General features: G+C 63.9%; 26 protein-coding genes. 7 read left to right on the top strand and 19 right to left on the bottom strand.

From position 1 onward, the window contains the following. Nucleotides 1-56 precede the first annotated feature (56 nt). The 5 genes from H6718_23110 to H6718_23130 all read right to left on the bottom strand — a co-directional run bounded on the left by H6718_23110 (nucleotide 57) and on the right by H6718_23130 (nucleotide 5,261). On the bottom strand, nucleotides 57-1,055 hold the full coding sequence (locus H6718_23110; protein ID MCB9588316.1) for a hypothetical protein: 999 nt from the start codon (nucleotides 1,053-1,055) through the stop codon (nucleotides 57-59). A gap of 123 nt (nucleotides 1,056-1,178) precedes the next feature. Further along, nucleotides 1,179-2,969 (bottom strand): protein kinase, encoded by a 1,791-nt coding sequence (locus H6718_23115; GenBank protein ID MCB9588317.1) that lies wholly within the window; start codon nucleotides 2,967-2,969, stop codon nucleotides 1,179-1,181. Nucleotides 2,970-3,223: 254 nt separating this feature from the next. Further along, nucleotides 3,224-3,997 carry a hypothetical protein gene (locus tag H6718_23120; protein MCB9588318.1) on the bottom strand — a complete coding sequence of 258 codons (774 nt, stop codon included), beginning with the start codon at nucleotides 3,995-3,997 and terminating at the stop codon, nucleotides 3,224-3,226. 93 nt (nucleotides 3,998-4,090) lie between these two features. Further along, the gene (locus H6718_23125; GenBank protein MCB9588319.1) at nucleotides 4,091-4,438 is read right to left on the bottom strand and encodes a hypothetical protein; all 348 of its coding nucleotides are present in this window, start codon (nucleotides 4,436-4,438) and stop codon (nucleotides 4,091-4,093) included. Between the two features lie 67 nt (nucleotides 4,439-4,505). Further along, the gene (locus H6718_23130) at nucleotides 4,506-5,261 is read right to left on the bottom strand and encodes a hypothetical protein (protein MCB9588320.1); all 756 of its coding nucleotides are present in this window, start codon (nucleotides 5,259-5,261) and stop codon (nucleotides 4,506-4,508) included. A gap of 234 nt (nucleotides 5,262-5,495) precedes the next feature. Between H6718_23130 and H6718_23135 the strand changes: the two genes are divergently transcribed. Further along, nucleotides 5,496-6,083, top strand: a complete 588-nt coding sequence (locus H6718_23135; GenBank protein MCB9588321.1) for a Uma2 family endonuclease — start codon at nucleotides 5,496-5,498, stop codon at nucleotides 6,081-6,083. 17 nt (nucleotides 6,084-6,100) lie between these two features. On the opposite strand, the gene H6718_23140 is transcribed toward H6718_23135, so the two are convergent. The 7 genes from H6718_23140 to H6718_23170 form a co-directional block, all read right to left on the bottom strand. After that, nucleotides 6,101-6,616 (bottom strand): hypothetical protein, encoded by a 516-nt coding sequence (locus H6718_23140; GenBank protein ID MCB9588322.1) that lies wholly within the window; start codon nucleotides 6,614-6,616, stop codon nucleotides 6,101-6,103. Beyond that, nucleotides 6,613-8,757, bottom strand: coding sequence for a hypothetical protein (locus H6718_23145; GenBank protein MCB9588323.1), 2,145 nt, complete (start codon nucleotides 8,755-8,757; stop codon nucleotides 6,613-6,615). Before H6718_23145 ends, H6718_23140 begins: the two co-directional genes overlap by 4 nt. Nucleotides 8,758-8,802: 45 nt before the next feature. Next, on the bottom strand, nucleotides 8,803-9,672 hold the full coding sequence (locus H6718_23150; GenBank protein MCB9588324.1) for a TIGR03619 family F420-dependent LLM class oxidoreductase: 870 nt from the start codon (nucleotides 9,670-9,672) through the stop codon (nucleotides 8,803-8,805). After that, nucleotides 9,669-10,418 (bottom strand): SDR family oxidoreductase, encoded by a 750-nt coding sequence (locus H6718_23155; protein ID MCB9588325.1) that lies wholly within the window; start codon nucleotides 10,416-10,418, stop codon nucleotides 9,669-9,671. The genes H6718_23150 and H6718_23155 overlap by 4 nt, the downstream gene beginning before the upstream one ends. Continuing rightward, nucleotides 10,415-11,215, bottom strand: coding sequence for a glucose 1-dehydrogenase (locus tag H6718_23160; protein ID MCB9588326.1), 801 nt, complete (start codon nucleotides 11,213-11,215; stop codon nucleotides 10,415-10,417). The genes H6718_23155 and H6718_23160 overlap by 4 nt, the downstream gene beginning before the upstream one ends. Further along, entirely contained in the window at nucleotides 11,212-11,997 is a 786-nt protein-coding gene (locus tag H6718_23165; GenBank protein MCB9588327.1) for an EthD family reductase, read from the bottom strand. Before H6718_23165 ends, H6718_23160 begins: the two co-directional genes overlap by 4 nt. A 168-nt stretch (nucleotides 11,998-12,165) precedes the next feature. Beyond that, nucleotides 12,166-13,047 (bottom strand): mechanosensitive ion channel, encoded by an 882-nt coding sequence (locus tag H6718_23170; GenBank protein MCB9588328.1) that lies wholly within the window; start codon nucleotides 13,045-13,047, stop codon nucleotides 12,166-12,168. Nucleotides 13,048-13,384: 337 nt separating this feature from the next. Between H6718_23170 and H6718_23175 the strand changes: the two genes are divergently transcribed. The 3 genes from H6718_23175 to H6718_23185 all read left to right on the top strand — a co-directional run bounded on the left by H6718_23175 (nucleotide 13,385) and on the right by H6718_23185 (nucleotide 15,073). After that, nucleotides 13,385-13,675, top strand: a complete 291-nt coding sequence (locus H6718_23175) for a hypothetical protein (GenBank protein ID MCB9588329.1) — start codon at nucleotides 13,385-13,387, stop codon at nucleotides 13,673-13,675. Continuing rightward, entirely contained in the window at nucleotides 13,672-13,956 is a 285-nt protein-coding gene (locus H6718_23180) for a hypothetical protein (protein MCB9588330.1), read from the top strand. The genes H6718_23175 and H6718_23180 overlap by 4 nt, the downstream gene beginning before the upstream one ends. A gap of 88 nt (nucleotides 13,957-14,044) precedes the next feature. After that, entirely contained in the window at nucleotides 14,045-15,073 is a 1,029-nt protein-coding gene (locus tag H6718_23185) for a hypothetical protein (GenBank protein ID MCB9588331.1), read from the top strand. 71 nt (nucleotides 15,074-15,144) lie between these two features. Here H6718_23185 and H6718_23190 read toward each other — a convergent pair whose 3' ends face one another. The 6 genes from H6718_23190 to H6718_23215 form a co-directional block, all read right to left on the bottom strand. Further along, the gene (locus tag H6718_23190) at nucleotides 15,145-15,693 is read right to left on the bottom strand and encodes a hypothetical protein (protein ID MCB9588332.1); all 549 of its coding nucleotides are present in this window, start codon (nucleotides 15,691-15,693) and stop codon (nucleotides 15,145-15,147) included. A gap of 452 nt (nucleotides 15,694-16,145) precedes the next feature. Continuing rightward, the gene (locus H6718_23195) at nucleotides 16,146-17,798 is read right to left on the bottom strand and encodes an FAD-dependent oxidoreductase (GenBank protein MCB9588333.1); all 1,653 of its coding nucleotides are present in this window, start codon (nucleotides 17,796-17,798) and stop codon (nucleotides 16,146-16,148) included. Nucleotides 17,799-17,862: 64 nt separating this feature from the next. Further along, on the bottom strand, nucleotides 17,863-18,780 hold the full coding sequence (locus tag H6718_23200; protein MCB9588334.1) for an MBL fold metallo-hydrolase: 918 nt from the start codon (nucleotides 18,778-18,780) through the stop codon (nucleotides 17,863-17,865). A 37-nt stretch (nucleotides 18,781-18,817) separates the two neighbouring features. Continuing rightward, nucleotides 18,818-19,684 (bottom strand): iron-containing redox enzyme family protein, encoded by an 867-nt coding sequence (locus tag H6718_23205; protein MCB9588335.1) that lies wholly within the window; start codon nucleotides 19,682-19,684, stop codon nucleotides 18,818-18,820. 8 nt (nucleotides 19,685-19,692) lie between these two features. Then, entirely contained in the window at nucleotides 19,693-21,327 is a 1,635-nt protein-coding gene (locus H6718_23210; GenBank protein MCB9588336.1) for a cobalamin B12-binding domain-containing protein, read from the bottom strand. Between the two features lie 189 nt (nucleotides 21,328-21,516). Continuing rightward, nucleotides 21,517-22,449, bottom strand: a complete 933-nt coding sequence (locus tag H6718_23215; GenBank protein MCB9588337.1) for a hypothetical protein — start codon at nucleotides 22,447-22,449, stop codon at nucleotides 21,517-21,519. A 162-nt stretch (nucleotides 22,450-22,611) separates the two neighbouring features. Here H6718_23215 and H6718_23220 point away from each other — a divergent pair, with 162 nt between their 5' ends. The 3 genes from H6718_23220 to H6718_23230 all read left to right on the top strand — a co-directional run bounded on the left by H6718_23220 (nucleotide 22,612) and on the right by H6718_23230 (nucleotide 24,946). Continuing rightward, entirely contained in the window at nucleotides 22,612-23,097 is a 486-nt protein-coding gene (locus H6718_23220) for a hypothetical protein (GenBank protein ID MCB9588338.1), read from the top strand. A 360-nt stretch (nucleotides 23,098-23,457) separates the two neighbouring features. After that, nucleotides 23,458-24,429, top strand: a complete 972-nt coding sequence (locus H6718_23225; protein MCB9588339.1) for a hypothetical protein — start codon at nucleotides 23,458-23,460, stop codon at nucleotides 24,427-24,429. A gap of 124 nt (nucleotides 24,430-24,553) precedes the next feature. Further along, nucleotides 24,554-24,946 carry a hypothetical protein gene (locus tag H6718_23230; GenBank protein MCB9588340.1) on the top strand — a complete coding sequence of 131 codons (393 nt, stop codon included), beginning with the start codon at nucleotides 24,554-24,556 and terminating at the stop codon, nucleotides 24,944-24,946. Here H6718_23230 and H6718_23235 read toward each other — a convergent pair. Then, complete coding sequence (locus H6718_23235; protein MCB9588341.1) at nucleotides 24,936-25,541, bottom strand: TetR/AcrR family transcriptional regulator; 606 nt, start codon at nucleotides 25,539-25,541, stop codon at nucleotides 24,936-24,938. The two genes, H6718_23230 and H6718_23235, sit on opposite strands and share 11 nt — an antisense overlap. Nucleotides 25,542-25,567: the final 26 nt, after the last annotated feature.

Below are 25,567 nucleotides of genomic sequence, written 5' to 3' on the forward strand. Positions count from 1 at the left end.
GTGCGGCATGCGTCGTGGTGTGGCCAGGGACAGCGGCTGGATTGGCGGTGAGACAGCTACTCCCCGAGGATCGGGATCACCCGCAGCGCGCCGCCGAATTGCTGGACGTACAGCGTGCGCCCATCAGGGCTGGCCGCGATGCCGTTTGGCTGATTGAACGTCGCGGAGCCTGCCGGCCCATCGTCGGTGCCGCGTACGCCCGTGCCCGCGAACACCGTCGCCTGGCCGCCGTTGATGCGCCAGATGTGCTGGCCGTTGAAGCTGGTCGCGTAGATCCCGCCGTACGCCGGGGTCAGATCGGCCACGCGGATCGAGCCTGTCTCTTGCACCTGACCGAGCAAGGTCGTTTCCCCGAGGTCACCAAGGTGCCAGACCTCGCCGGTGTTTGCGCTGGCGACGATCACCTGGCCGTCGCTGTCGTACTCCATCGCTACGGGTCCGTTCAGCGACGCGATTTGGACTGGCGCTTGTCCTTCTCGAGCCTCTAGCACCTGGTTCGTGCTCCAAGCGGAGATCCAGAGCGCTCCATCGGGACGCACCACCAGGTTGCTGCAGCTCACGTCGGGGATCTCGGTGACGACGCCTGAGGGCGCGACCTTGAAGATGCTGCCGTTCGGGTCAGCCCACTCGCAAGCGTAGATCGTGCCATCGGCCGCGAGCGCGTTGCCCAGGGGTTTGCGCAGCTGGTCGCTCAGCACACTCACGCTGCCATCGAGGTTGATGCGCAGGAGCGACTTGCCGTTCGCTGTGAGCCCGCTTCCGTTGGGATCCGATGCGATCAAGTAGCCATCGGGGTGCCATGTGAGGTCGTCGCCGGCGCCGGAGTCTTTCAGCAGCGTGGTGACTTGCCCAGCATGGACCCCGCTCGGCTCCGCGTCGACTTGAGCATCGCTCGCTGCATCCGCCGCGGCATCGACTCCGGCGTCGTTCGCGGCATCCGGCTTGGTATTGCTTGCATCGACTGCAGCGTCGTTCCCCGCGTCTTGGCTCGAGGTGTTCGAGGTGGCGGACTCACTACAACCTAGGAGCAACAAGCAGGCGAAGACCGTACGCATTGGAAGGTGCACGAAGCGTATTCCTCACCCCCAAACCAACAAGGGAAAACGTCCGCTCGACGTGAGTGTGCGATTCCTTACGGTAAGGTGGTCGTGTGCAAGCGGTGTGCGTTTTCTAACGCCTCAAGCGCTGGCGCTCAGCACGCGACCGCCGCGGGTCGGTGACTCACCGGGAGCGCCACCTTCCGCGCTCTCGGATTCGGTACTCTCGGGCGCGGCAGCGGATACCACTTCACTCGTGTTTTCGTGCGGCAATGCATCGTCGGATACGCTCTGCTTGCTGGCCGTTTCCGGGGGGGAGCGCTCGGCGTCTTCGGGCACCTGATCGAGCCAAGTATTGAACTCAGGATCTTCCAGGGCGCGGGAAGTCACCGCCGCGACGGCGGTCCGCGCGGCCTGCTCGCAGGCTTCGATGGCGTGGGAGCGGCTGGTTCGTACGCGGTCCGCCCAGAGCTGGATGTCGTGACCGACATCGAGCAAGCGGGTTCGCAGTACGCATTCTCCGCTGATCGCGCTGGCACCGGCTTCGACGACGAAGTCCACCTCGAGGGCGCGTCCCAGGCGTTCCGCGTCCCAGTTCGGATTCTCCCGTTGGAGTGAGATCACGCTCCCGAGGGGGCGTACTCTTAGGCCGGGCGCCGTCGAGAGTTGGTCGACGACCTCTTCACAGAGTTCGTCGAGCACCGGACAAGCCTGAGAAGGCTCACTGGGTACATGGGGCACGACTGCGATGCTCGGCACTCGACTTTTTGCCGCTTGGGCTCGAGAGCTGGCAGGCGCCGGAGCGGGCTTGCTGCTCACGGGCTGGCTCGGTGCGAGTGCCGCGGAGTGAGGCTCGAGTGCCGCATTCACCTCGCTCAGCCCGTGAGAGGTCAGGGTCGGGCGTTCGTCCCCAACGCTCGGAGGGAGCCAAATCAATGGACGACTCGGGTGAGAATCGGTAGCGCGTAGCCAAGCCTTCAACTCCAACGCAACGTTGGCCGCCGAGGCGGGGCGTTGCTCCGGGGCCCGCGTGAGGCAGTGCAGGGTGATCTCAGCCAGCGTGTCCGGAAGATCCCTGCGGAAGTTTCTCGGATCCGGGGCGTCCAAGCGTAGCCGCGCCAAAGCCGTGGTGCTTGGGGTCTCTCCCCGCCACGGCAGCACGCCCGTGAAGAGCTCAAACAGCACGATACCTAGGGAACACAGGTCCGCGCGTTGATCTACCGCTTTTCCACTGAGCTGCTCTGGGGCCATGTATGCAGGGGTGCCCACGACCTGCCCGAGCTCCGCCGCGCGCTCGTGCGCGTCCTCCAGGTCGCGCTCCAGCTTGCTCGACTGAGCGATCCCGAAGTCCATGATCACGACCCGCTGGGCGTCGGCTCCCATGGGCTCCAGCATCACGTTTTGTGGCTTGAGGTCTCGATGGATCACTCCAGCCCGATGAGCGGCGTTTAGACCCGCGCAGATTTGCAGCCCGATTTGCGCAATGGTGCGGTCGTCCAACTGCGGCCCTTTGGCTACGCGCGCTAGGGTGTTCCCTGCGATGGGCTCCATGGTGATGAACAGGTCGTCGCCGTCGGACGCAATGTCGTAGGTACGAGAGACGTTCGGGTGCGTGACGCGTCGGGCGAGTTTCACTTCCCGGCGGAAACGTTCGAGGGCGCCGGGTACGTCAACTACGTCTCGCCGCAGGAGCTTGAGAGCGACCTTGTCATCGAGCTCGAGATCTTGGGCGAGGTAGACTGTGCCCATCCCACCGACGCCCAACAGTTCGTTGACCCGGTAGCGCCCGTCCAGGACCTTTCCGATCCGTGACGAAGCGGGAGGTTCCAGCGGGGAGTCGGAACGTGCAGCGGCATACTTGCTTTCGAGCTGCTCACGTAGCCGAGCGCGTAGATCCTTTTGGGCCACTGTTGGGGATTGAGCAGCTTTCATGCCAGCCTCGCTCTATCGCTGGCTCTGGATTGCGGTCGAGCTAGCTCGTCGCGTCATTTACGTGCGCAAATCGCTGACTCCAGCGTTTTGATTTCGCGCCCGGGAGGCGCGAACAAGTAACAATTCACGTTACGTGACGCTTCGCTGACCTGGATGGAGCACGACTCCAGATGGATCAACGCGCACATCTCGCTCCCGTTGCGGCAGAGCCTGCAGTGTTCGCGCAACCGCTCGCGGAGTCCGAATGTTCCCGCTCAACACGCCGGGCAGCTGCAAGCCAAGCCCTTGATGCCTGAAAAGTCTTGGCAGGCGTTGAAACCCTGGACGCACACTGTCGGGCCGAGACATTCGCAGGTTGCAAACCCGTTGCAGCCGTCGGGAATTTCCACGCAGTGATACTCCGGACCGAGCTGGGTGTCGTACGTTGCGCAAGCAACGTTCTCGCCGACGCAGTCAGCGCACGAGGTAACACCCACACATTCGATCGCTGGGACGCAGTCCCCGCTCCAACATCCGCCTTCGATCTCGGCCACCTCACCCGGGCCGCAAACTGGCGACGGGGTCGCACAGAGTGCTTTTCGACCATCGCACTCGTATCCGGCCACGCAGCGCCCCGCGATGCACTGCGGCTCCTTGATGCCTTGTCGGCTGCACTCGTCGACGTCGCAGACGAGATCGCACCCCCCTGGATTCTCACCGTTGGGCACCCCAAGGCAGCTGCAGCAGTCCGAGAACAACTTGCAATCCCCTGCGGAAACGCACTCAGCTGCAGTGGAGCCTCCGCCACTACCGCCCGTGGTACCGCCGCTGCCGCTCGAAGCACCACTGCCTGTGTTCCCCGTCCCGCCGCTGGCGGACGTACCGCCGTTCCCCCCGTTCCCGGAAGTACCGCCACTCCCTGCGCTGCCCGAGCTGCCGCCGCTCCCGGAAGTGCCCCCAGCGGATACCGACCCGTTCCCATCGCCGGAAGTCTCGCCGCAACCGATCGCTACCGCCGTCAGCACCAAAGCCAAGAAATGGATTCGCATACGACCCTCCGGGAAGCAGTTTAGTCCGTTCGTGGTGAGGTGCCAGCTTTAATCCATAGGGAAACCAGGCTTGGCGAACGCAGCTGCCGACAATCAGTGCTCGAGGACACGCGCGCGGCGCTGAGGGAAGTCCCACTCACAGACCAGGGGGATACTTGCTCCGCTCGATAGCCACTGGATCTCGTATGCCTGCGAGACCATCTCTACGGGCGCCTTGCCGAGGCTCCCTTTGGCATCTCTGATGGTGACGAAGCCGGGCTTATCACCAGCCTGCCCTGGCATCGCTGGTAGGAGCGAGTGGATGAGACGCGAGGTGACCACGACTTCGTAGCGTCCGCTTGGGTCCTTGAAGCGTGCGTACTGCGTTTCGTAGCTGCAGACGCTCACAATGAGGGCGATCCCGAGGCCGAGCTTGAATACGAGCAAATGCCAGAGCCGCATGATCCGGACTTTGTGCGAATCATGCGGCGGTAGTGAGGCGTAGTTGAGGAGGCTTCGCGGAAGTGCACTACTTCGTGGTGCTGAGCTTCACCTGGATCTTCTTGAACTTGATCCCGTTGATGCGCGTGTCGTCTTTTCCGTTGGTGTCGGTGCTGATGTCTGGTCCGCCGGTGTCACCCACGATCGCGAACGCCTGCACAGGGCCCGAACTTGGCGCAACGATGTGCACGTGGTTGCCCTCACTGGGGAGATACGCGAGACCCTTCATCACCAGGTCGTTGAGACGCTTCATTTCCTTGCGCGCTGCCGTGTCCGCCTTGGCCGCCGGGTTTGCGAAGAAGAACATGGCTTGAGAGATTTCGTTGAAGCGCCCGAGGAACTTCACGAAGTCCTCTGTCGGCCCAAACAGCTGGAAGCCAGCGGGCTTACTCACGAAGTCGACCTTCGAGTACGAGCCACTCGTGATGCTCTCGATCTTCTTCCCCCTGGGGGCGTAGTAGACCGTCTTGGTCCAGCTGCCCTTGGTCTCGCTCCAGTCGGATTTGGTCTCGCGAGCGTTGAAATCCACCGTCGCCAGGATGCGTTGCTTGTCACCCGTTACGCTCAGCGTGACACTGGCTTTGATGCGTGGCCCATTGCCTCCGAATTCGCGGTCACCGTGCACCAGCTCGAAGGGCACCAGCTGCTGATCAATATTCCGCAAGGTAATGGTGGCGGTGCTGGTTGGTGCAGCCTCCGCTGGCGTGCTCTGCCCAATCAACAGGCAAGCGGCGGCGATGGCGAGAGTGGAAGCGGTAAGGCTACGAACGACTGCGTTCGACATGGCAAACTCCTGGTTGAATCAGCGCGCCCTGACTGGTGCGAGCTGATTGGAGCCTACGGGTCGCCCACAGCACGTGCTTGAGCCCCACCTCAGCGTTGTCTGAATCAAGCTTGAACTCGACCAGAACCGCGCATTCCCACGGCATTTCCGCGCAACTTTCAGTACCAGGAGCCTGGTTTGGGGGTGAGGAACCCTCGCCTGGCCCGGGTACCGCCGTTCCACTAAACTCGCAGCATGGCGGACGCCGCGAAACGCAACGCGACCTACGCGGACGTGCTGAACGCGCCGGAGAACAGGGTCGCGGAGATCCTAGATGGTGAACTCACGCTCAGCCCGCGTCCCGCGCTTGGTCACGCTTCTGCCGCATCGGCTCTAGGAGAAGAGCTCGGCCCCCCTTTCAAGCGCGGAAAGGGTGGGCCCGGTGGCTGGATCCTTCTTGGCGACCCGGAGCTCCGCCTCGGAGACAACGTCCTGGTGCCCGATCTCGCCGGCTGGCGAAAGGAGCGCTTGCCTCATGTTGGCGCGACCCAGCCTTCGGTTTCGATCGCCCCGGATTGGCTCTGCGAGGTGCTGTCACCCGGGACGGCGCGGGCCGATCGCGGCGTCAAGCTTCCCATCTATGCACGGGAAGGCGTGCAACACGTGTGGCTCGTGGATCCACTTGCGCGCCTTTTGGAGGTACTGCGACTCGAGAACGGCAGGTGGAGCATCGTGGCGGTGTACCAGCAGAATGAGAGAATCCGCGCGGAACCATTTGACGCGATCGAGCTTGACCTGAGTGTGCTCTGGGCCGACGTACTGCTTGAGGATGAGGAACGCTAGCGCGGAATTACCTTGGGCTAGACCAAGCTCTCGCGATCCATCAAGTCGGCGATGGCCGCGTTGAGGGGCACAGCCTGCTCTTCCAAGATCTCGATGCACAGCTCGACGGCGCGTCCCATGCTCGGCACCAGATGCTGAGGAATGTGCGGCTTCGTGATCCAGTTCACCGCCGTCAGCGAGGCGCGGACCGTGGTGCTCGGGACCACGAGTACCGTACACAGCAAGACGCCCTCGACGTTTTCATCATGCCCTTGCCATTCCGCGAGGATCCGTCGTTGGGTGGCGGAAGGCGCTTGGCTCATTCCCCGCGCGTCGACCAACAGCACGTGTTTGCGCGGAAATGTCGTGGCAATGCGATAGGCATCGATGACCTGCACCCAGTCATCGTCGGAAGCGCCGTCTCCCACTGTGAGGATCAAGAGGGGCCAAGTGCTGGTCTGCAGGTCAAGGGGGCCGAAGGTCGCCGCGGGCGGCGGTGGCACGCTCGACTGATGGCGAATGCCACCAGGCTTGGGCCCCTCGTCCTGGCTCACGGGCAGCTGCCACCTTCGTCTGGTACCGTCGGGACCTTCCCCGCTGCAAGGGTCGACAAGAAGCACCGGTACTGTGCCTTGGGCGCCTCGGTCTGGAAGATCACTTCGTGGCCGTCCTCCACACCGTCTTCGGGGTGCTGGAGTACGACGGCGGTGGTGCTGCCGTCGACGTTGCCGGCTGCCGGGAGCGCAACGGATTGCCGTCCGGAAAATACGAGGCGGTCGCCCAGCGGCGCGAACTGCGTGAGCTCGGGGCTCGTGGTGTCGAGCTCTGGCCCCGCTAGGTCCAAGCCGAAAGACAGGCTGGTGGAGTTTGCGATGGGAGGAAGAATGTAGGTGTCTACGATGCCTTGCTGCATCAAGACGTGGCGAGGCGCGTAGCCTGACGGCGGCTCGTGGACGATGCGGCGTCCGTAAATGGGAGGATCGGCAGGCTCACCCGCCCACTGAAATAGGCTGAGCGCGGGATCCGCCGGATGCAGGGACCACTGGTTGCTGATGTTGAGCAGGATCTCCGCGAAGACTTTCACGGCGACCGGGCTCTTCTTGTACATCACGTTCTCGATCCAGCTGCCACCCGCACCGCTCAAGATGATGCCCTTGAAGCTCGGTTCCGTGGCCAGGGTGAGGGGCGTGATGGTGGCGCCCATGGAGTGGCCCATCAGCATCTTCAGGTTCGGATCGAAGTGCGCTGGCGCTCCTTGGGTTTCTGCTCCTCCACAGCTGCTGACATCGACGTCCAGCGTATCCATCAGCTTGGCCGTGAGCGCCAACTCGAGGGCTGACTGCCTCGCGTTGTCCCGCAGCGCGAGCATGTTGCCGACGTTGAACATCAAGAACTGTTCGTCGCCGTTCGTGATGTTGCGGATCCCGCCGTGGGGACCGTCGAGGGTCACTCCGGCGTAGCCGACGCGAGCGAACTCAAGCGCCGGTCCCGTGCCTGGCTCCAGGGGCACACCATCTGCACCGCGGACTCCGCGATCCACGAGTGGACGGTCCCCGCCGCCGCCAGTGCGGCTCATCAGTACCACGGGGAAACCACTCGCCGGCATCGCGCGGCGCGGGATGGTCACGACGATGCGCGCTTCCTCTTCATGATCGAGAACGGGGTCACCGCCCTCGTTGAAGGTCCAACCGCCGCCGACTTCGTCGTAAGGCGGAGTACCGGTTTGGTACACCGGCAACTTGAGCCGCGCCTGGTAGACGCAGAAATCGTCGAACACCTCCTGGGCCTGGAAAGGCTCGCTCAACGCGGGCGTGCCCTGGTCCTGGGTGTAGCGCACCGCGTGTTCGAGGGGCGCCACCGGGTCATCCGTCGCGAACACGCTGAGCCCCGCGATGTCTTCCTTGGCGACACCCGCTTCGCTGAGCGCGGTTAGGGCTGTCTGGTACTCGGCGAACGCTGCATCGCTCAGCCCCGGCGGCTTGATTCCCTGGAGTAACGCGACCAGCTGCTTGCTCTGACCTAGAGGCGCGGTGAAAGCGCTCCTCAGGAGCACCGCGGCGTGCAGTGTGCCCGGCCGCAGTGGTCGACCCTGAAGCGGCAGTAGTGAGACCAGGTTAGGCGCGCCGAAGGGGCCGCCGTCCTTGCGAAGCTCCACCTCAACCGGTTGGCGTTCGAGGTAGCCTGGGCTGTCCTTCCCGACGTTCAGCACGAAAGCGGGCGAAGAGCCGTCGACGGACTTTGCGTAGTCAGCCAGGGTGAGCGCCTCACCCGCATCGAGCTCCGCCGCTTCGGCGGGGGTCTGGTCCAGCGTAAAGAAGATGGCAGAGCTGACACCAAAGCCGCGCGCATCCTGGCGCAGCATGCTGAGCAGGGAGTCGACGATTCGTGTTTCCGTGGGGTTAGGAAAGCCGTCGAGGTTGATGTGCCCGTCTGGCTGGCGCTGGTTCTCGCTGGGGAACGGCGCGCGGTAGATCTCAGCCACCTCGGCGTTCAGTCCGAGCTGCGCCTCGAAGTCGTGCTGCACCGCGATGCCGGGCTCCGGCTCGAGGCAGCTGTATTCGCGGCACCCGCTGGACGCAGCATCGTCAGAGCCACACGCCGCCGCGACCAGCGCTCCTAACCCCCAAATCCAAACGCTGGAACGCCGGCTGAGTCGCCGGGAACCGGTGTAAACAAAGCTGCCCCTGTCGGTCACCCTTTCTAGTATGCGCTGGTTCCGCGCGCACCGGTAGAGGCGCGGCTAGTCCGCGTGAATGACCTGCTCGGCGAAGCGCTTCATGCCGTCTTGCTTCTCTTGCAAGCTGCCGTTCATTGCCACGCCGTAGAACAGCCAGGGTTGCACGATGGCGTCAGTCACGCCGACCTCTTCGAGGCGCTTGAAGCCGTCCTTGTTGTAGGCGTCCATGCAGGTGACTTGGTACTCGAAGGGGTCGTTCTCGCGCCCCGCCTCCTTGAGGGCCGCCTTGATCTCACTGACCAGCTCCGCAATCTGAGGAGTTGTCAGCATCGCGCTGGTCCAGCCGTCGGCATACTTCACCGTGCGGCGGATGGCAGGCTTCGTGTGACCACCGACGTAGATAGGGACCCGCTGCTTCGGGGCAGGTGAGATCTGCAAGCGGTCAAAGTTGTAGTGCTCTCCGTGGTACTCCACCATGCCGCCGCCGAGCAGCAGCCGGATGATCTCGATGGCTTCGTTCGCGCGTGGGCCGCGTGTCTTGTAGTCCGCGCCGCACCATTCGAATTCCTCGGGGATCCAACCGAGGCCGACACCGAGGATGACGCGCCCCTCAGCCAGCACCGCACACGACTGCACGGTGCGCGCGACGAGCAACGGGTTGCGTATGGCGAGCTTCATCACGCTGGTGCAGAAGCCGAGCTTTTCGGTGACCGCCGCCATGGCAGGGATGGCGACCCACGGCTCGAGCCAGGGCGTGTCTGCCGTCCAGAAGCGCTTGCCGTCAGCGGTGTACGGATAGTCTTCGTCGACCTTTTCCGGGTAGAAAACAGCGTCCGGCAGCGCTGCGTGGGTGAAGCCGCACTCCTCGGCGGTGCGCGCGAGGGGCAGGTAGTGATCGATCGGGGAGAGCGCAGGAGAAAACGTATACTTCATGCCAGCATTCCTCCATCCACGCGGATGTGTTCGCCATTGATGTGAGCCGCGTCCTTGGACGCCAGAAAGCAGATCAAGCTCGCGGCAGCTTCCGGCGGGCGGTACTTGTCCTGTCCGGTGATGCGCGCGAGGAGTCCCGGGTCCGCGCCTTCGGGCAACACGAACGCGTTGTGCATGGGTGTCTTCACCGCGCCAGGGCAGACGGCGTTGGCACGGAGCCCTTGGTTCTTGTACTCGACGCTGAGCCCATGGGTCAGGGACAAGATGCCGCCCTTTGACGCGGTATAGGCCAAGGTCCAGGGGTGACCACCGAGCGCAGCGGTGCTCGAGGTGTTCACGATCGCACCCTTGACCTTCAACAAATGGGGAATTGCCTCGCGGCAAAACAAGAAGGTGCCTGTCAGGTTCACGTCAAGGATGCGTTGCCAGTCGCTGAGCTTGATCTGGTGGCTGTGCTCGAAACGCAGAATCCCCGCCACGTTGCACAACACGTTCAGCTGCCCGAAGTGTTGCACCGTGCTTGCCACGCACTTCGTGACGCTCGCTTCGTCGCTGACGTCGAGGGCGAAGCTGAGGGCATCGCCTGCGGAGGCCTTGCAGCTGCTCACCACCTCTTCCAAGGCATCAGCCTGCAGGTCGACGCACGCGACCTTCGCGCCCTCTTCGGCGAGGCGTAGCGCCGTGGCGCGACCGATGCCGCTAGCAGCGCCGGTGACGAGCGCGACTTTGCCTGCGAAACGCGTCACAGATCTCTCGTTTCCATGGGGAAGTTCGACGCGACTGCACCGCCGTCAACTTCGAGCATCTTTCCGGTGATCCATGAAGCTGCCGGTGAGCAGAGGAAGATCGCGGCGCTTGCCACGTCTCGAGGCTGACCGATGCGCCGCATCGGCAACGCTTGCTCCATCTTCTCCCGCATGCCCTCCATGCCGAGGAACGGCGCCAGGGCTGGCGTCTCCACGGAGCCAACGGACAAGCCATTGACGCGGATCTTCGGTGCGAGCTCATGGCCCAAGACGTGAGTCATGTGGGCCAGGCCAGCCTTCGCCGTGGCGTAAGCGACGAAGCCGCGCTCCACTTGGTGGTCCAGCGCCGAGGAGATGTTGAGCACACAGCCGACGGGAGCCGGACCGTCCCCTTCGAGCATCAAGCGCGCGGCGAGGCGCGTCAGCAGGAAGGCAGACGTCAAGCTGAAGCGCAACGTATGCTCGAAGGTGCGTTCGCTCGTCTCGAGCGCCGGCTTGTACGGGCCGCCGCCGGCGTTGTTGACCAACACGCTCAGGCGCCCAAAATGTTTCCGCGTGGCTTCGACCAAGCTCTCTAGCGCCTTGCGGTCGGTCACATCCGTCGGCACGACCAGGGCTTCTGCGCCCAGCGCCCGCACCCGCGACGCCACCGACTCGAGGTCGGCTGCAGTGCGAGCTGCGAGCACGACGTCGGCTCCCGCCTCTGCGAAGGCTTCAGCAATGGCGGCGCCGATGCCTTTCCCGGCGCCGGTGATCAGCGCCACTTGGCGATCGAGGCGGAAATCGTCGAGGATCATACTTGCTCCGCAGCTGAGGGCGCTGGCGCGTGGAGCACGCGCTCGCTGGTGTTGACGATGTGGATCTTCGAGAGGTCGATGAAGCTCGCGACGTCGCGACCGATGCGCTTCATGTTCGCGATATCGCCCCCGTAGAAACGCGTGAGATCGGTGACGTCCTCTTCCTCGCGGAACTGTAGCTCGACGATGGCGTCGTAAGGCGGGGCGCCTTCGCTCAGCGCTTCGACCACCACGCCGCGCAGGTAGCGCCAGAGGGGGTGGACTTCCAGCGCCAGCGGCGTGTGAGTCAGATGCCAGTGGCGTAGGAACGCGTCTTCAGTCAGCTCTGGCTTGCGATAGATCAGGCTGATCTGTTTGATGCCTGGGGAGCGCTCTCCGACGGGCCACGCGCGCTCGTAGTCGCGTGCGACAGCGACAGCGAGTAAGTAGCCGTCCAAGTGATGGGCGTGCGGCGCGAGGTGCCGCTCGAGAACTTCCCAAGCGTTCCTGGCCTGTTCCGCTCGAGAATTGCCTGGTGGTAATTGGAGTGTGACGAGCGCCGCGACCTGGCCGCCGTCCTCTTGAGAGCGTTCGAGCGGCGATGGCGGCCCATCTGCCAGGTTCAAGGTCAGCGCGCCCGTAGCGGCACCGCTTAACTCAGCGCTCCCGTCGAGCTCCGTCACCAGCTCAGCGAGCGCGGGTTCGAGGCTGGCTGCGAAGCCTTCAAGCGAAGTCTCCGCACCTCGCCACAGGACGCAGCAGAGGCTGTGATGAATCGGGTAGTCGTCGAGCGGCGGATGCATGGCCCTCTCCTCGCATGGCGCGCAGCGGTGGGGCGCTGCGGCCACGGGACGATAACTCAGGGGGCGTTGGGACCGCAGACAAACCCATGGAATCCGCTTATTCCAAGGCGCGGGGCCGACGATTAGTTACGCCGCTGAGGGGCTTCTCAAAGCTGGGTCAGCGTCCTATCAGGCCGCCTTTTTTCCCAAGCGCGCCAAGCCTTCGGCGACTGGCGGATCGAAATGCACATCGACTTGAGGGAAGGAGATCACGATCCCCTGGGCGGCGAACGCCTCCCAAATGGCCTCGCGCACCTCGGACTGTTTCATGCGGAAACGCCAGGGGTTGCCGGTCCACACTGCGACCTCCCAGTCCACGCTGGAGCTACCGAAGTCGGTCATGAAGACTTGCCCTTTGCGTTCTTCGCTCAGCGCCTCGACGACCTCTTCGAGCACCTTGCGCACGAGCTTCATGTCGCTGGAGTAGGAGACTCCAACTCCGATGCGCACACGAAAATGCGAGTCGCGCAGCGTGTAGTTCTTCACCGTTGCCTGCACCAACGTGGAGTTCGGGACGATCAGGCTCTCGCCATCCAGGGTCTCGACCAGCGTGGAGCGGATCCCCATGTAGATGATGCGGGCGGGTTCATCGTTTAGCTCGACGATGTCTTCCGCGTGGATCGAGCGTTCGATCAGCAGGATCACGCCGCTCACGAAGTTCTGCGCGATGTTCTGCATCGCAAAACCGAAGCCAACCGCGAATACAGCGCCCGCTGCGAACAGGGCGCCAATCTTGATCCCCGCGGTTTGTAGCGCGACGCCAACGCCGATCACCATGATCGCGTAGTGAGTGAGGCGGTTCGCCGTGGCCAGACCGCCACCGGTCTCGATGCCACGCTTGTGCAGGGCCCGCTTGATCCCGGCCTGGATGAGCTTCGATACGACGTGGGTCAGCACCAGGATACCGACCACGATGATCACGGTACCCAGGGTGATCTTGGCGTCACTGAGCTTCACCAGCTCGATGTCCAGCACCCCCTTGACCTTCTTCAGCAGCTCCGCCCAGCTCACCTTGGAGGAAGTCGCACGACGCTAGCGTTAGGGCCCAGTTCTTCGCTGCATTCTGACTAGCCAGGCGCGAAGAGCTGCGTCACGCTATTGTGATGGTTGCCAAGGCGTTTCCGTTTCCCGCTACTGCCCGTGTGGACGACTTGGACCTGGAACGGGAATCCGATGAAGCCAAGTGGGACAGGCGGGTTCGGGAGCTTGGCAAAGCTCGTCTTGACGGGGCCCGAGCTCGTCTCGAGCGGATGGGTATTGTCACTCCAGGCGGGGACCTCCGCTCCGAAGATTTGCCGGCGAACATGACTCCCGACGCCCAGACCACTGTTGAAACCGGCTGAGAAGCGTGACCCGACCCATCATGGTGGTGGTTGCCGGACCCGCGGGTAGCGGCAAGACCACTTTGTTCCCGGTCACTGCGTTCGGGATCGACGCCTTCAGTATCGACGCCCGCTGCGCCCAGTTGCAGGGGAGCTATACGGCGATCTCCAAGGCCACTCGGAGCGCAGTAGCCCAAGAGTGCGAGGCCTTCGTGCTGAGACATATCGCTGAAGGGCGCTCTTTTGCCGTCGAGACAACGCTCCGTACGCTAGTCTCCGTGGGGCAAGCTAGTTCTGCGCGGAAACAGGGTTCTTGACCGTATTGCGCTACGTCGCAACATCCGACGTGGAGGAGAACGTGGCTCGCGTCACGATGCGTGCGCAGGGAGGCGGTCACGGTGCGGCAGCAAGCGACATCCGCGACATCTATCAGGCAAGCCTTGGAAACCTGCTGGCTGCTCTTGAGGCGTTCGAGCTCGCGCAGGTGTTCGATGCAAGCGAGCGCTGGGCTAGCCCTCGACTCGTGTGCGCGAAGCGCGACGGGGTGTTGACCTACCTCGAGCCGGTGCCCGCCTGGTGTCCTCGCGCGCTGACGTAGTGGATTTTGGGGGGGAGGGAGCGCCGAAGCCGCCGCGTTTCGCCCTACGGCTGATTGACGAGGGGGAAGCTAAGGGTCACATACGGCCATGGCTTCACTTCCCCGCGGTGCCCTGAGCGTGCTGATTCTGCTTTGCGCGGGCTGCAGCGCGTTGATTGGACTCGATGAGTTCAAGCCGGGTGCGGTCGAGGCGGGGGGCGCCGGAGGTGGTGGCGCTGAAGGCGGCAGCGGTGCCGATGGTGGCAGTGGCGCCGGTGGAGCGGGTGCGCAAGGCGGCAGCGGGGCGCAGGGTGGCAATGGCGGCAGCGGTGGCGTGGTGACCGCGTGCAGCGGCCAACCCGACGGGCAGGGTTGCGCGCTGGACACGGACGCGGGAGCGAATGACGCTGGAGCCGACGCAAGTGATGCAGGGGGTGAACGTTACATCTGCCTGAACCAGCAGTGTGTGGTGAGCCGCTGCGGTGACGGCTACGCCGACGATGGACGGGGCGAAGCCTGCGACGACAAGAAGAACGGCAACCAGACGGACGGTTGCCGCGACGACTGTCAGTACACCTGCACCACCAGCGATGACTGCGTCGCCGGGCTCAAGTGTGTGCTCTCCCAGTGCAACCAGACGACCCACACGTGTGGTCCGCAGACGGCAGACACCTGCGACGACGGTGATGCCTGCACGGCGGACAGCTGCAACAGCAGCAGCGGCGCCTGCGTCAACACGTTCATCGACGAAGATGGGGACGGCTTCTCCGGTAAAACGTGTAGCGCCAGTGGCCAGTACGCTGACCTGGGCGGCGACTGTGTGGACAGCAGCAGTGTCACTGGAGCGGCAAGTGTTTACCCTGGGGAAACGACGTACTACACCACGCCACACAACATCCCGGGGCAGAAGCCGTTCGACTACAACTGCGATGGGGTGGAGGAGCAGCAGTACACCACCGCCGTGGCGCTCTCCCAAACCGAATGCCACGATGGCTGGGACATCCTGGGACTGGAGACCTTGCCAGCGTGTGGGGAGACTGCGGACTGGAAGTGCTATCGCGTGAGTTCGAACGGGAACTGCAACGAGTGGACGGAGTTCTTGGGGTGCACTCCGACCAAGGTTCAGGCGTGTCGGTAGCGTCGGTGCACAAACGGCAGAAGGGAGCCCTTTCGGGCTCCCTTCCTTGACCTTGGCTGTGACTCAGTGAATCACTGACAGACGTTGCCGCAAGCGCCAACGGCGCTTTGGCCGTCGCCCACCACGCAGACCACCAGCGCTTGGTAGATGCCGAAACCGGTCTGGTGATCGGTCGCGCACTGCTGAAGGCACGCCTGGTCCGCGTTGCCCTGTCCGTCGAAGCAGGGGGTGATGCAGTCGTCGAAATCAACGCAGTCTTGCTCTGCGCCACAGGCAGCAGCCTCGGACTCACAGCAGCCGCCAGCGCTCTGAGCCGTTGTCTGGCAGGTCTGGCAGTCGCCCGTGCCGCCGTCGGTGCAGCTGTCGCCGCCACCGGTGCCACCCGTCGAGCTGGTTCCGCCGGTGGTGCTGGTTCCGCCGGTTCCGCCGGAGGTGCTGGTTCCGCCGGTTCCGCCGGTGGTGCTGGTTCCGCCGCTACCCCCGTTGCCGGTGCCGCCGCTGCCCGCGTTGCCGGTGCCCGCCGTGCCGCCCGTGCCGCCGTCGCTGTCAGATGTGGTGCAGTTGATGAGAGCGGTCGAGAACGCAAACAGACCGATGATGGAAAGGGTGGTGTACTTCATGTTGATTAAGACTCCTCAATGCGGGTCCCTTTGCGGCTGCCGCGTATTCGGCTTTCCCGCTGACCCAAACCCGAGCGATGGCTTAGCTGGCTTCAACTAGGTTGACCAGATCCGAGCAGCAAGAATCTGAGCACTCGCGTTGTGTAAAATTCGGACGCTTCGCAAATACTTGAAATCCAAACCTTTTGCGTCGGGCTTTCGAGCGTTGAATAAGTCTCGTGAGCGCTGCGTCGGCGCTTGTCGCCAAAACCCGAGCGCTCGCGTCTGCGCGCGGGCCACAAACGGGGTGGAATGTAGGTCAATCAGCGTGGAATTTTGCTACCAGCACGGAGCTTCAAAGCAGGGAAAAATTACCGGATTCGCGGAAAACTGGGACCCGGTCAGTGGGTCGGTGTGGGTACGCCGCACCTCTCCCCCCAAGAAGCCACACAAATAACCGTACGGAAAATGCATCAGCTTGGGGAGCTGCCCGCGTGGGTCCCTGCGAGGTAGCCCCAGGCGAGGGCGACTCCGATCGTGGCTCCCGCCCCTGGATAGCCCGGCCCCATGATGCTCGCCATGGCGTTCCCCGCCGCGTAGAGGCCCGGTATCGGCTCTCCGTCGGGCTGCAAGACGCGCGCGTGTTCGTCCACCTTGGGGCCGCCCTTGGTGCCGATGGTGCTCGGGTGTAACCGCACGGCAAAGAACGGTGGCTTGCGAAGCTCACCCAGGTTTGGGTTGGGGGAGTTCGAAGGGTCACCGTAGAAGCGGTCGAAGGCAGAGATCCCGCGTCCGAAGTCCTCGTCGTTTCCGGAGCTGGCGAAGGTGTTGAAGCGGTCCACGCTGCGCTGGAGGCCGACCGGGTCGATCCCACAGCGTTTGGCGAGCTCGCCGAGGGTGGGCGCGCTTTGCACCCAGTCCGGCAGCGGCTTGGGATCCACACCGGGGATCAGCGGGGGCACGCTCAGCAGGGCGTACTTCTCCCGGTATTGCTGGTCCACGATTAGGAACGCTGGCAGGTTCTTCTGACGGTAGCCCACAGGGGCGTGGTCGAAGAAAGGCTTCGTGACGTCGTTGTAGTTGGTTGCTTCCGCGGTGAAACGCTGTCCCGCGGCGTTGACAATCAGTGAGTGGGGCAGGCACCGCGCGGCGAACTCGGGGCGATAGAGCGCTGCGCCGTCGTACGTCTCACCGGGGACTTCAACCGCGGGGCACCACCAAGCGTGGCTCATGTTGCCGAGCGCTGCGCCGGCCTGCATCGCCATCTGCAGGCCGTCTCCGCGCGAAGTGGGGACGCTCGCTGGATGCGTGGGCACTCCAAGCAAGAAGTCTTTGCAGAGCGCTTCATTCCAGGCGAAGCCACCGCTCGCAAGCACCACTCCGCGTCGCCCGTGGAAATCCAATGCTTCACCGCCGCTCTCCGCGCGCAGCCCGTTGACGCTGCCGCTTTCGTCGCGGAGTAGTTCTCGCCCCCGCGTTTCGAGGCGAAACTCCACGCCACGTTCTAGGCAAGCCTCGAGCATACGCCCGATCAGCGCCGCGCCGCCGTGGACGAACCCGCGCTTGTAGCGCTCGTAAACCTCACGGAAAGGAAAGGCCAGCGGCTTGGAGAAGACCTGCCACTTCATCGCCTCGCCGATCGTCATGGGCGCCTTGCCGGTGAGCGGGTTCTTGCGCAGCCTGGGCTGCCAGTCCTTCAAGCGATTGGTGTCGTAGAGCGGGTTGTCCAAGGAGCGGCCGCCCGCCATGCCGCCCGGCAACTCCGGCTGATAGTCGGGGTAAGTACCGAGGCACTCGAAGCTCTGGCCGATGGACTCTTCGACGAACTCTAGCATCAGCGGCGCTACCTCGAGGTAACGCTCGAGCAATGCGCGAGGCGTGAGTCCCTCGCTGATGCGCTCGAGATAGGTCAGAGCTTGGCTGGGGGAGTCTTCGACACCGAGGGCCGCTTGATGCTTGTTGCAGGGCACCCAGATCACTCCGCCGCTGACCGCTGTGGTGCCGCCGATCGTGTCTGCGGCTTCGACGACCAACACGGAGAGACCCTTCGCACGCGCAGCAAGCGCGGCGCTCAGCCCCGCGGCGCCTGAGCCCATCACCACCAAGTCCCCACTCCACCCGCTCATGCATTGGACTGTAACCCGCTGGTTCGGAGACCGGGGGTATGACTCATCCTTGGGATTGTCACCGCTAGGCACTCTGCATGAACGGTATCAACTCTCCGGGCTCGGGTTGCTCGGCCTTTACACCGCTGAGCTCTCTGCCGACGCGCGCCGCGAAATCGGCGCCGGCCCCCACAACCGTTGTGGAGAGCAGGTGCTCAGCAAGCGGATCCGAGTATCCCGCTTGATGGTGACTTGGGAAGACCTGCTTGCTCTTCAAGCGCCGAGTGGCTTCCACGGCAAGCGCGGGGTCCATCACCAACAGCGGTTCCCAGCGGATACGTGTTCCGTCCACAGGGAGGATCGATACCGTCGGCGCGAACTGCTCTCCGATGCGGTGGTGTGCGTCGATCAGCGTCGTATCGCCACCAAAGTAGACACTGGTTCGCTTGCCTTTGAGCACGAAACCAACCTCGGGCGCGTCGTGCAGCGCAGGAGTCGCAGTGAGCTTCAGACCTCCGAGCGCGCCCTCTTCCCACTCGCCGATGCGCAGCACGTTGGCGAAGCCCAGCTGCTTGAGCTTTGACTCCAGCGCTGCCAAGCCGACGATCACGGTCGCGCTCTTGTCCAGGCGATCGAGCGCCTGAGGGTCGGCGTGATCAGGATGGTCGTGACTCACCAAGATGGCGTCCAGCTTACCGACTTGATCCGCCGCCACTGGGGGCGCCACGGCGTGATCCAGGGAGCCGAACGCTGGATCGAAGAACCACGGATCCGTAAGGATACGCTTGCCGTCCAGAACGATGAGGTGAGTCGAATGCGAGAGATGCAGCAAGGCGTTTTCGACCTTGCCTGCCTCAAGCTCCCGCACGCTCGCTTGGTAGCGCTGCGTGCCCGCGACGGCGACCGCAGAGCGATTGTCGAAGTCACCGCGTAGTGACAGGTACTCGAGTAGGCCGGCGCCTCCGAGCGCCAAGCCTCCCGCGAGCCACGTGCGGCGCTTCATGACTCGGCTCTAGCCCTGTCGCTTCGCGGTGACGAGATCAGAGTTGCCGTGTGAGCTGCTTGAGGCCGCTCAGCGTTGGACGGCGCTCTGCCCACCAGCCTCGCACGCGGTCTTCCAGCTCCTTGCCCGTAGCGAAGCCATCCCACGCGGTGATCAGCACCTCACCCAAGAGCGGACGCTGGCGAGGGCCATCGGGGCGAGGCGCGCGAGGTTGGCGATAGCGGATCACGTCACGTTGCACGCCGTCCCAGAAGCGGCCGCGGGCCTCGAGGCTCGCGATGGCTCCGCGGCGGATTTCGCGCTGCGCCGACTCTTCACCAGCGTAGCGCTCGAGGGCCTCCTCGAGCCAGCTGCCGTGGTCGTCGTCTTGCTCCACGTGCAACGTGAAGTACTGGATCTCGGTTTCGGTGAAGCCAGCGCGACGCAGCCCTGGGATCACCGCCTCGAACATCTTCGGGATCGCCCACTCGTGGCCGGGGCCCACTGCACCCAAACCTTCGAGAAAAGGCCGCTCACGCACCAGGCGCCGATGCGTGGAGATGAAACCGTGAGCTGGGCCGCGCAGTCGCTCTTCCATCACGCGCTCGGGGTCGCCGCCCGTTGCCTCGAGGAAGCTTGCGTAGAGATTGCTGTGGTCGCGCCCCTCGGAGCCTTCACCGTACTCGTCGACTAGCACCTTGGCGAGCCACAGCTTGGCTTCGCTGTCCGGGGCTCGCACCAGCAGGGACTCGAGGTAGCTCGTGAAGACGCAAACCAGAGCGTAGTGGTTCTCCGCGAAGACGCGGTAGTCCTGCTTGGCGAATGGGCTCGTTGCGAGTCGATTCAAGAACAGGTGGTTCACCGCGGGGTGAGACTCGATCTCGCGGCGTAGATCCTTGAGGAATGCTTTGGCTGATTGGGTCATCGGGTTCCTCACTCGGCAGCGATGGGGGAGTCTGGGTTGTTGCGCTTTGGCGGAGCGACGCCAGCCTTCGGCAGCTCGTCCACCCAGGTGTCGCGGGGGATGCGTAGCTTCACGAGCGTCGGCTCCGCCTGTGCTTGCTTGCCGTGCTCGTCGCCGCGCGGATACTCGACGTCGCGCCAGGTGAGCTGAGCTTTGGAGCCGGGACCATTCAAGAGGCCTTCCTCGTCTCGCAAGAAGGAGCGGTAGTCCCGATGCACCCGCTGGTAGCGCCAGGTGCGCGCGTAGAACCACAGCATGTTCTTGGCGTACTTCTTCATGAAGTCTGGCCGACGCTTTGCCACGTTCTTCATCGCGCGATGTGCTGAGTCTTCCGTCGCGTCCAGAGCGCGCGCGAACTCCTTGTAGAACTCTTCACGGGGTAGCTTAGTGGGCAGCACCGCATGGAGCAGGTCGAACAACCGGTAGTCGTTCGTGAGGAGCTTGTCCTGGTAGGCGCGGTACAGCTGGGTCCCCGGCAGCGGCGTGAGGATGGTGACCAGCGGGATGCCAATCTCCAGGGTGTTGATGTAGTCGTACAACCCCTGGAACTGCTCCTTCGTCCAATCGGCGCGTACCATGAAGATGCCGGTAGAGAAGATGCCATTTTCCCGGAGGATTTGATTGGCGCGCTTGTTCTTCTCCCAGGTGTTCTTCTTGCGCAGGGACGCCAGGCTGTCGTCGTCGTTGGACTCGAAGCCGCTGAGCAGGCCGATCAAGCCGTTCTTCGCCAGGCGCGCGATCAGGTCCGGGTTGTCGGCGACGAAGTCGGTGCGACCTTGGGTCATCCAGAACTTCTTGAGCTTGCGGCGTTCGAGCTCGTCGCACAGCTCGACGAGGCGGCGCTTACTCGTGAGGAAGTTGTCATCCAGTACGAAGATGAAGTCTTCCTTGCAGGCTTCCATCTGATCCGCGATTTTCTCCGCGGATAAGAAGCGGGTGCGGCGCTCGTAGAACTCCCAGATCGCGCAGAAGTTGCAGTCGAAGGAGCAGCCTCGACTGGTGAAGATGCTCGCCATCGGCCGCGCGACGGTGAAGAAGTAGCGCCCGTAGTACTTCGCAACCAGGCTCCGGTCGGGGGGCGGGAGCTCGTCGAGGGCTTGAGTCTGCTCGCGCTTGGCGTTGACCACGTAGCCCGCTTCGTCGCGGTAGCGCACTCCGGGGATCCCGGGGAAGCGTCGATTGGTCGCCTCGAGCTGCGTGCCCTGAGTGACCACCTCATGCCAGCGCGCGACGAGCTGCCGGAACGTGTGTTCACCTTCGCCTTGCACCACGACGTCGATGTAGTCCGCCTCGAACTCTTGCGGCTGCAGAGTCGGGGCGTGCCCGCCCACTACCGTCAGCGCTTCCGGGCGGATTTGACGTGTCATGCGCAGCACGGCCTTCGCCTGGTAGACGTCGGTCGTCATGCTCGTGGTCCCAACCAGGTCGGGTTCGAACTCCACGAGGGCCTTGGCCAGGGCGTCCTCTGGTTCGAGGCGCATGTCGAGCAAGCGGATTTCGTGTTCTTCGGGCACCGCCGCCGCGATGCTGGTGAGCGCCACGGGCTCCGAGAGCCACACGACATTCTCGAGGCCGAGGCGACCCGTCTCGAACGGGGTTGGCATAACGAGCAAAATCCTCATATCGCCGTCGTGAGACCGCTGCGCCGGCACGTCAACGCCCTTCGGACCGAGCGCTCCTCACCCCCAGACCCGCCACGGGATCTTGGGGATCTAGATCGGGGGGAGAGGCGCTCTGGAGTGTGGTTCGGGCAAGCGCAGCGACCGCGCAAAGTCCGGGCCCCAGAGGCTGCTTCAGGCGGGAGGCGTCAGAGGCGCGCAGGTCGACACGCCTGCGCCGACGATGCGGTAGCCGGTGTTGCCCACCGCCTGCGTCAGGTTCTGCGTGTTGGGGTCGAAGAACCAGATATTGGTGCTGGTCTCCAGCGCGCGCTGCAAGAAGACGTAGAAGCCGCCGCCCCAAAACGCGAACGCCCAGGCGCTTGGACTGCCGGTGAGCTGGCTCACGTTGAAGTTCTCGGCCACGCCGCCGCTCGTCTTGTCCAACCGCTGGATGGTGGGCGGGCTGGTATTGGGGCTGAAGGCCCAGAGCTGTCCGCTGCCGGTGCCCGTCAGCTCTGGCCAGCCGTTGATTTGGCCGATGGTGGTGAGCTGGAGGCTTAGGGTGTCGATGGAGGCGAGGGTAGCATTCCCCACGGTAACGGAAGTCCCTCCCGCCACGAACAAAGTTTCGCCCTGGTCGGCGTCGTTGGAGACGAAGCCCATGCCGAAGTTGGTCAGGCCAGACTGGCCCGCTTGAAAGCCGGTCGCCGTGCAGGCCGCGTTGGAGGTATCGACATGGAAGATGTTTCCGCTCTGGTAAAGCACCCAGGCGGTCGCGTCGCGGTCGACGGCCATGGAAAACGGCGTATCCCCAGCGCTCGACGGACAGTTCAAGTTGCCGATTGGGGTCAGCGTGAGCGAATCCGGGCGGAACTGAAGCAGGATGTTGTTGCTGTCGACCAGGTAGATCCACTCGGCGCCGCTTGCACAGCGGCTGTTGCCCCCGTCGGTGCCCGAGTCCACTCCCAGGCTCCCACCGAAGCCGTCGCCGCCAAAGCCGCTGCCTCCTTGAGCGCTTCCGCCTTGACCGTTGCCGCCCTGAGAGCTTCCGCCTTGGCCGACTCCCGCGCTGCTACTCCCTGCGTCACCGCAGCCAGTCGTGGCAACAAACAGCAGGGGAAACACGGCTTTCCAAGCGCGTGAAGATCGGAAGTTGTGCGGAAACATTTAAGGAAACTCCTGGCTCGAAACGCGAGTTGCGGCTTTCGTCGAGCTTATCAAGGGGGACACTGAAATGCGCCCTTAGGAGAACTTGACGGTGCCTCGGATTCGGTAAAAGTCCGCCTCATGACTACACCGTCGTACAACCGGAGTGGCGCGCCGAGGGCGCTGCTACGCGGGTGGGGACTCACGCTGCTCTGCTTGTGCGTCGGGTTCGCGCAGCTCGCCTGCGACGACGCAGACAGTCAGAAGCGCGCCGGCAGAGGTCAGGATGCGGGTGCTGACGGCGCCGCTCCCGAGGGCGGTAGCGCCGGCATGGCCGGTAGCGCGGGTGCTGCGGGGACGGGTGGCATGCCCACGGGCGGCACGGGCGGCGTACCCAGCACCGGCGGTGTGGGCGGTACGGGTGGCACCACGGGGGGCACTGGCGGCATGCCGCCGGATCCTCCGGACCCCGGGGCTCCGGGGACGCGGGCGGTTTCGGGAGGGGCGTACATGAAGTCCCCTCGTTTCAAGTTGATGATTTCCGCGGGGCAATCGCCGGGCAGCAGCAAGCCTGCTTCAGGCGGTAAGTACTCGATGCACGGTGGGTTGGTGGGCAGCGTCCACTGACGCGGCTGGAAGGGTAAGCAAATGACGCGCAAGATTTCTCGCATCAAGATGACGATCGCAGCAGCAGCGGCTGCGGTGTGCTTTCAGTCGGTCGCAGTCGCTCAAGAGGTGCCGCCGTACCTCGGCCATCAGGGTCGCCTCTTCGACGACATGGGCCAGCCAGTGAACGGCACGCTGAGCTTCGTGTTCACCCTGTATGACGCTTCCGTGGACGGCACCGTGCTGTGGACGGAGACCGTCGACGTCACCATCGAAGACGGCTACTTCGCGCTCGTGCTGGGCCAGACGACTCCGCTCAGCCCCGCGCTCTTCGACGGCACGACGCGTTACCTCGGGGTAGCGGTTGACGGCGACACCGAGATGAGCCCGCGAGAACCCCTCGTTAGCGCGCCTTATGCGCTGGTGTGTGAGAACGCGATCGGCAATATCTCGCCGCGCGCCGTGAGCGTGGGCGGCGGATTGGTGATCGATGAGTCCGGTAACTGGGTCGGACCAAGCAGCGGCTTAGTTGGACCGACCGGTCCCCAAGGACCGACAGGACCCCAAGGACCCGCTGGCACCACGGGTGCTCAGGGCGCTCCAGGTCCTACGGGCGCTCAAGGCGCTCAGGGTCCTACGGGCGCTCAAGGCGCTCAGGGTCCTACGGGCGCTCAAGGCCCGACGGGTGCGGCGGGTCCAACCGGTGCGCGCGGTCCAACTGGACCCGCTGGTACGAACGGTACGAACGGCGCTCAAGGTCCGACGGGTCCGACGGGGCCGGCGGGCACGAACGGCACGAACGGAAGTCAGGGTCCCACGGGTCCCACCGGCCCAGCGGGCACGAACGGTACGAACGGAAGTCAGGGCCCCACGGGTCCCACCGGCCCCGCTGGGACGAACGGAACCAACGGCTCGACGGGTCCAACCGGACCCCGCGGTTTGCAGGGGATCCCGGGCATCCAAGGACCTAGCGGTGTTGTCTATGTCGACACCTTCATGTTCGACAAATCAGGGCGTGCAAACCTGGGTCAGACGGACATTCCGATCTTTCAAACCGCGGTGTTCGACGTGAAGCCCGGGCAAGTGGTGATCGTGAATGGCACCTCGGGCATCACCGGGGCGCAGTCACCGGTTGAAGTGGCCGCCTGCCTGATCAACGAGGCGGGCACGATCTCCGCCCCGTTCCACATGCCAATCTCCACGGCCAGCATGCCCACCGTGACGCCGTTCATGTACCACTTCGTGAACGTGCCTGAAGGGCGCTACACCGCGGGGGTCTGCTACCGCACCGGCGATGCGACCAGCCTGAGCTACAACCCGCAGTACATCTCGGTGATGGTTGCGCAGCTGTAGGCGGTTGCACGGTGACAATGCATGGGGCCGCACAGCGAAAGCAGTGCGGTCCGTTGTCTCACGAGTAAGAAAGCCGGCAACGAGGGTTCGACGCCACGAGTCAGCTGCTTTAGATCCCTCGTGCATGGAGGACCGAGCCCGGGACCTGGTCAAGCGACTATCCGCTGAGGGGTTTCAGAGCCCCTACCTCGAGCGACTGCGCGCGAAGACCGCCGAGGCGCGACGAAGTGCAGAACTCGGTAAAATCCAGCGGGAAATTGTCGAGGAGATGGCCGCGTCCCTCGGGCGAGCTGAGGATCGGATCAATCGCGCTCTGCTCGAGCTCGATGTGCTGGCTGCCCGCATGCGGAAGGCTGACGAGGAGGGCAAGGCTCTCTTGATCGATGACTTCAACCGGATGCGTGAGTACGCCAAGCTCCGCGTTCGCGATCTGCGCATTCAACGCGAAGCGCTGGGGTTTCGGAACAACGCGCTACTTGTCGAGCTGTACCCCATTCCTCCTGCCATCAAGCGCTAGTCAGCAGCAGCGCGAGGCTGCGCTTCGTTACTCTGCGGTAACGAACTCGGCTGAGTCCGTGATGGGTTCGGAGTAGCTCGTAGGTGCTGAATGAAAGCGCCACGATGCACGCCTCCAGGCGATCTTCCCGTTCTTCTTCGCTGCATAAGTCTAGCTCTGGTGCGAAGCTAGTAGTCACCTGCTGGCGAAGCTCCTTGCGTACCGCGCGCACCGCGCGCGCGACTTCATCTGAAGAGGCTTCGAGCCTCAGCGCGAGCTTGGCGGAGTCGTGAATCTCGTCGTAGTAGCGGTCGCGTTGCTCCACCACCGCGGCAATGCGCGTGTGCAGTTCCCCTTCGCTGGTCGAGTCGCTGTTCGCTCGGCTTCGCTCGAGCTCAGAGGGTTCGAGGGACTGCTTGGCCAACTCCGCGAACAGGTCGTCGAGATCGGAGAAGTGTTGATAAATGGACCGCAGGGAAACGTTCGCTTGTTTCGCGATCTGTTCGGCGGTGGGTTTTGCGCTGCCGCTGGCGATCAACGAGCGCAGCGCCTCAATGATGCGCTTGCGCGTCTGCATGCGGCGCTTCACACGGCCATCGATTGGGGCGGCGGTCATTCTGCGTACCACGCTCTGTTGGGTGC

The sequence above is a fragment of the Polyangiaceae bacterium genome (assembly GCA_020633205.1).
Lineage (GTDB): Bacteria > Myxococcota_A > Polyangia > Polyangiales > Polyangiaceae > JAHBVY01.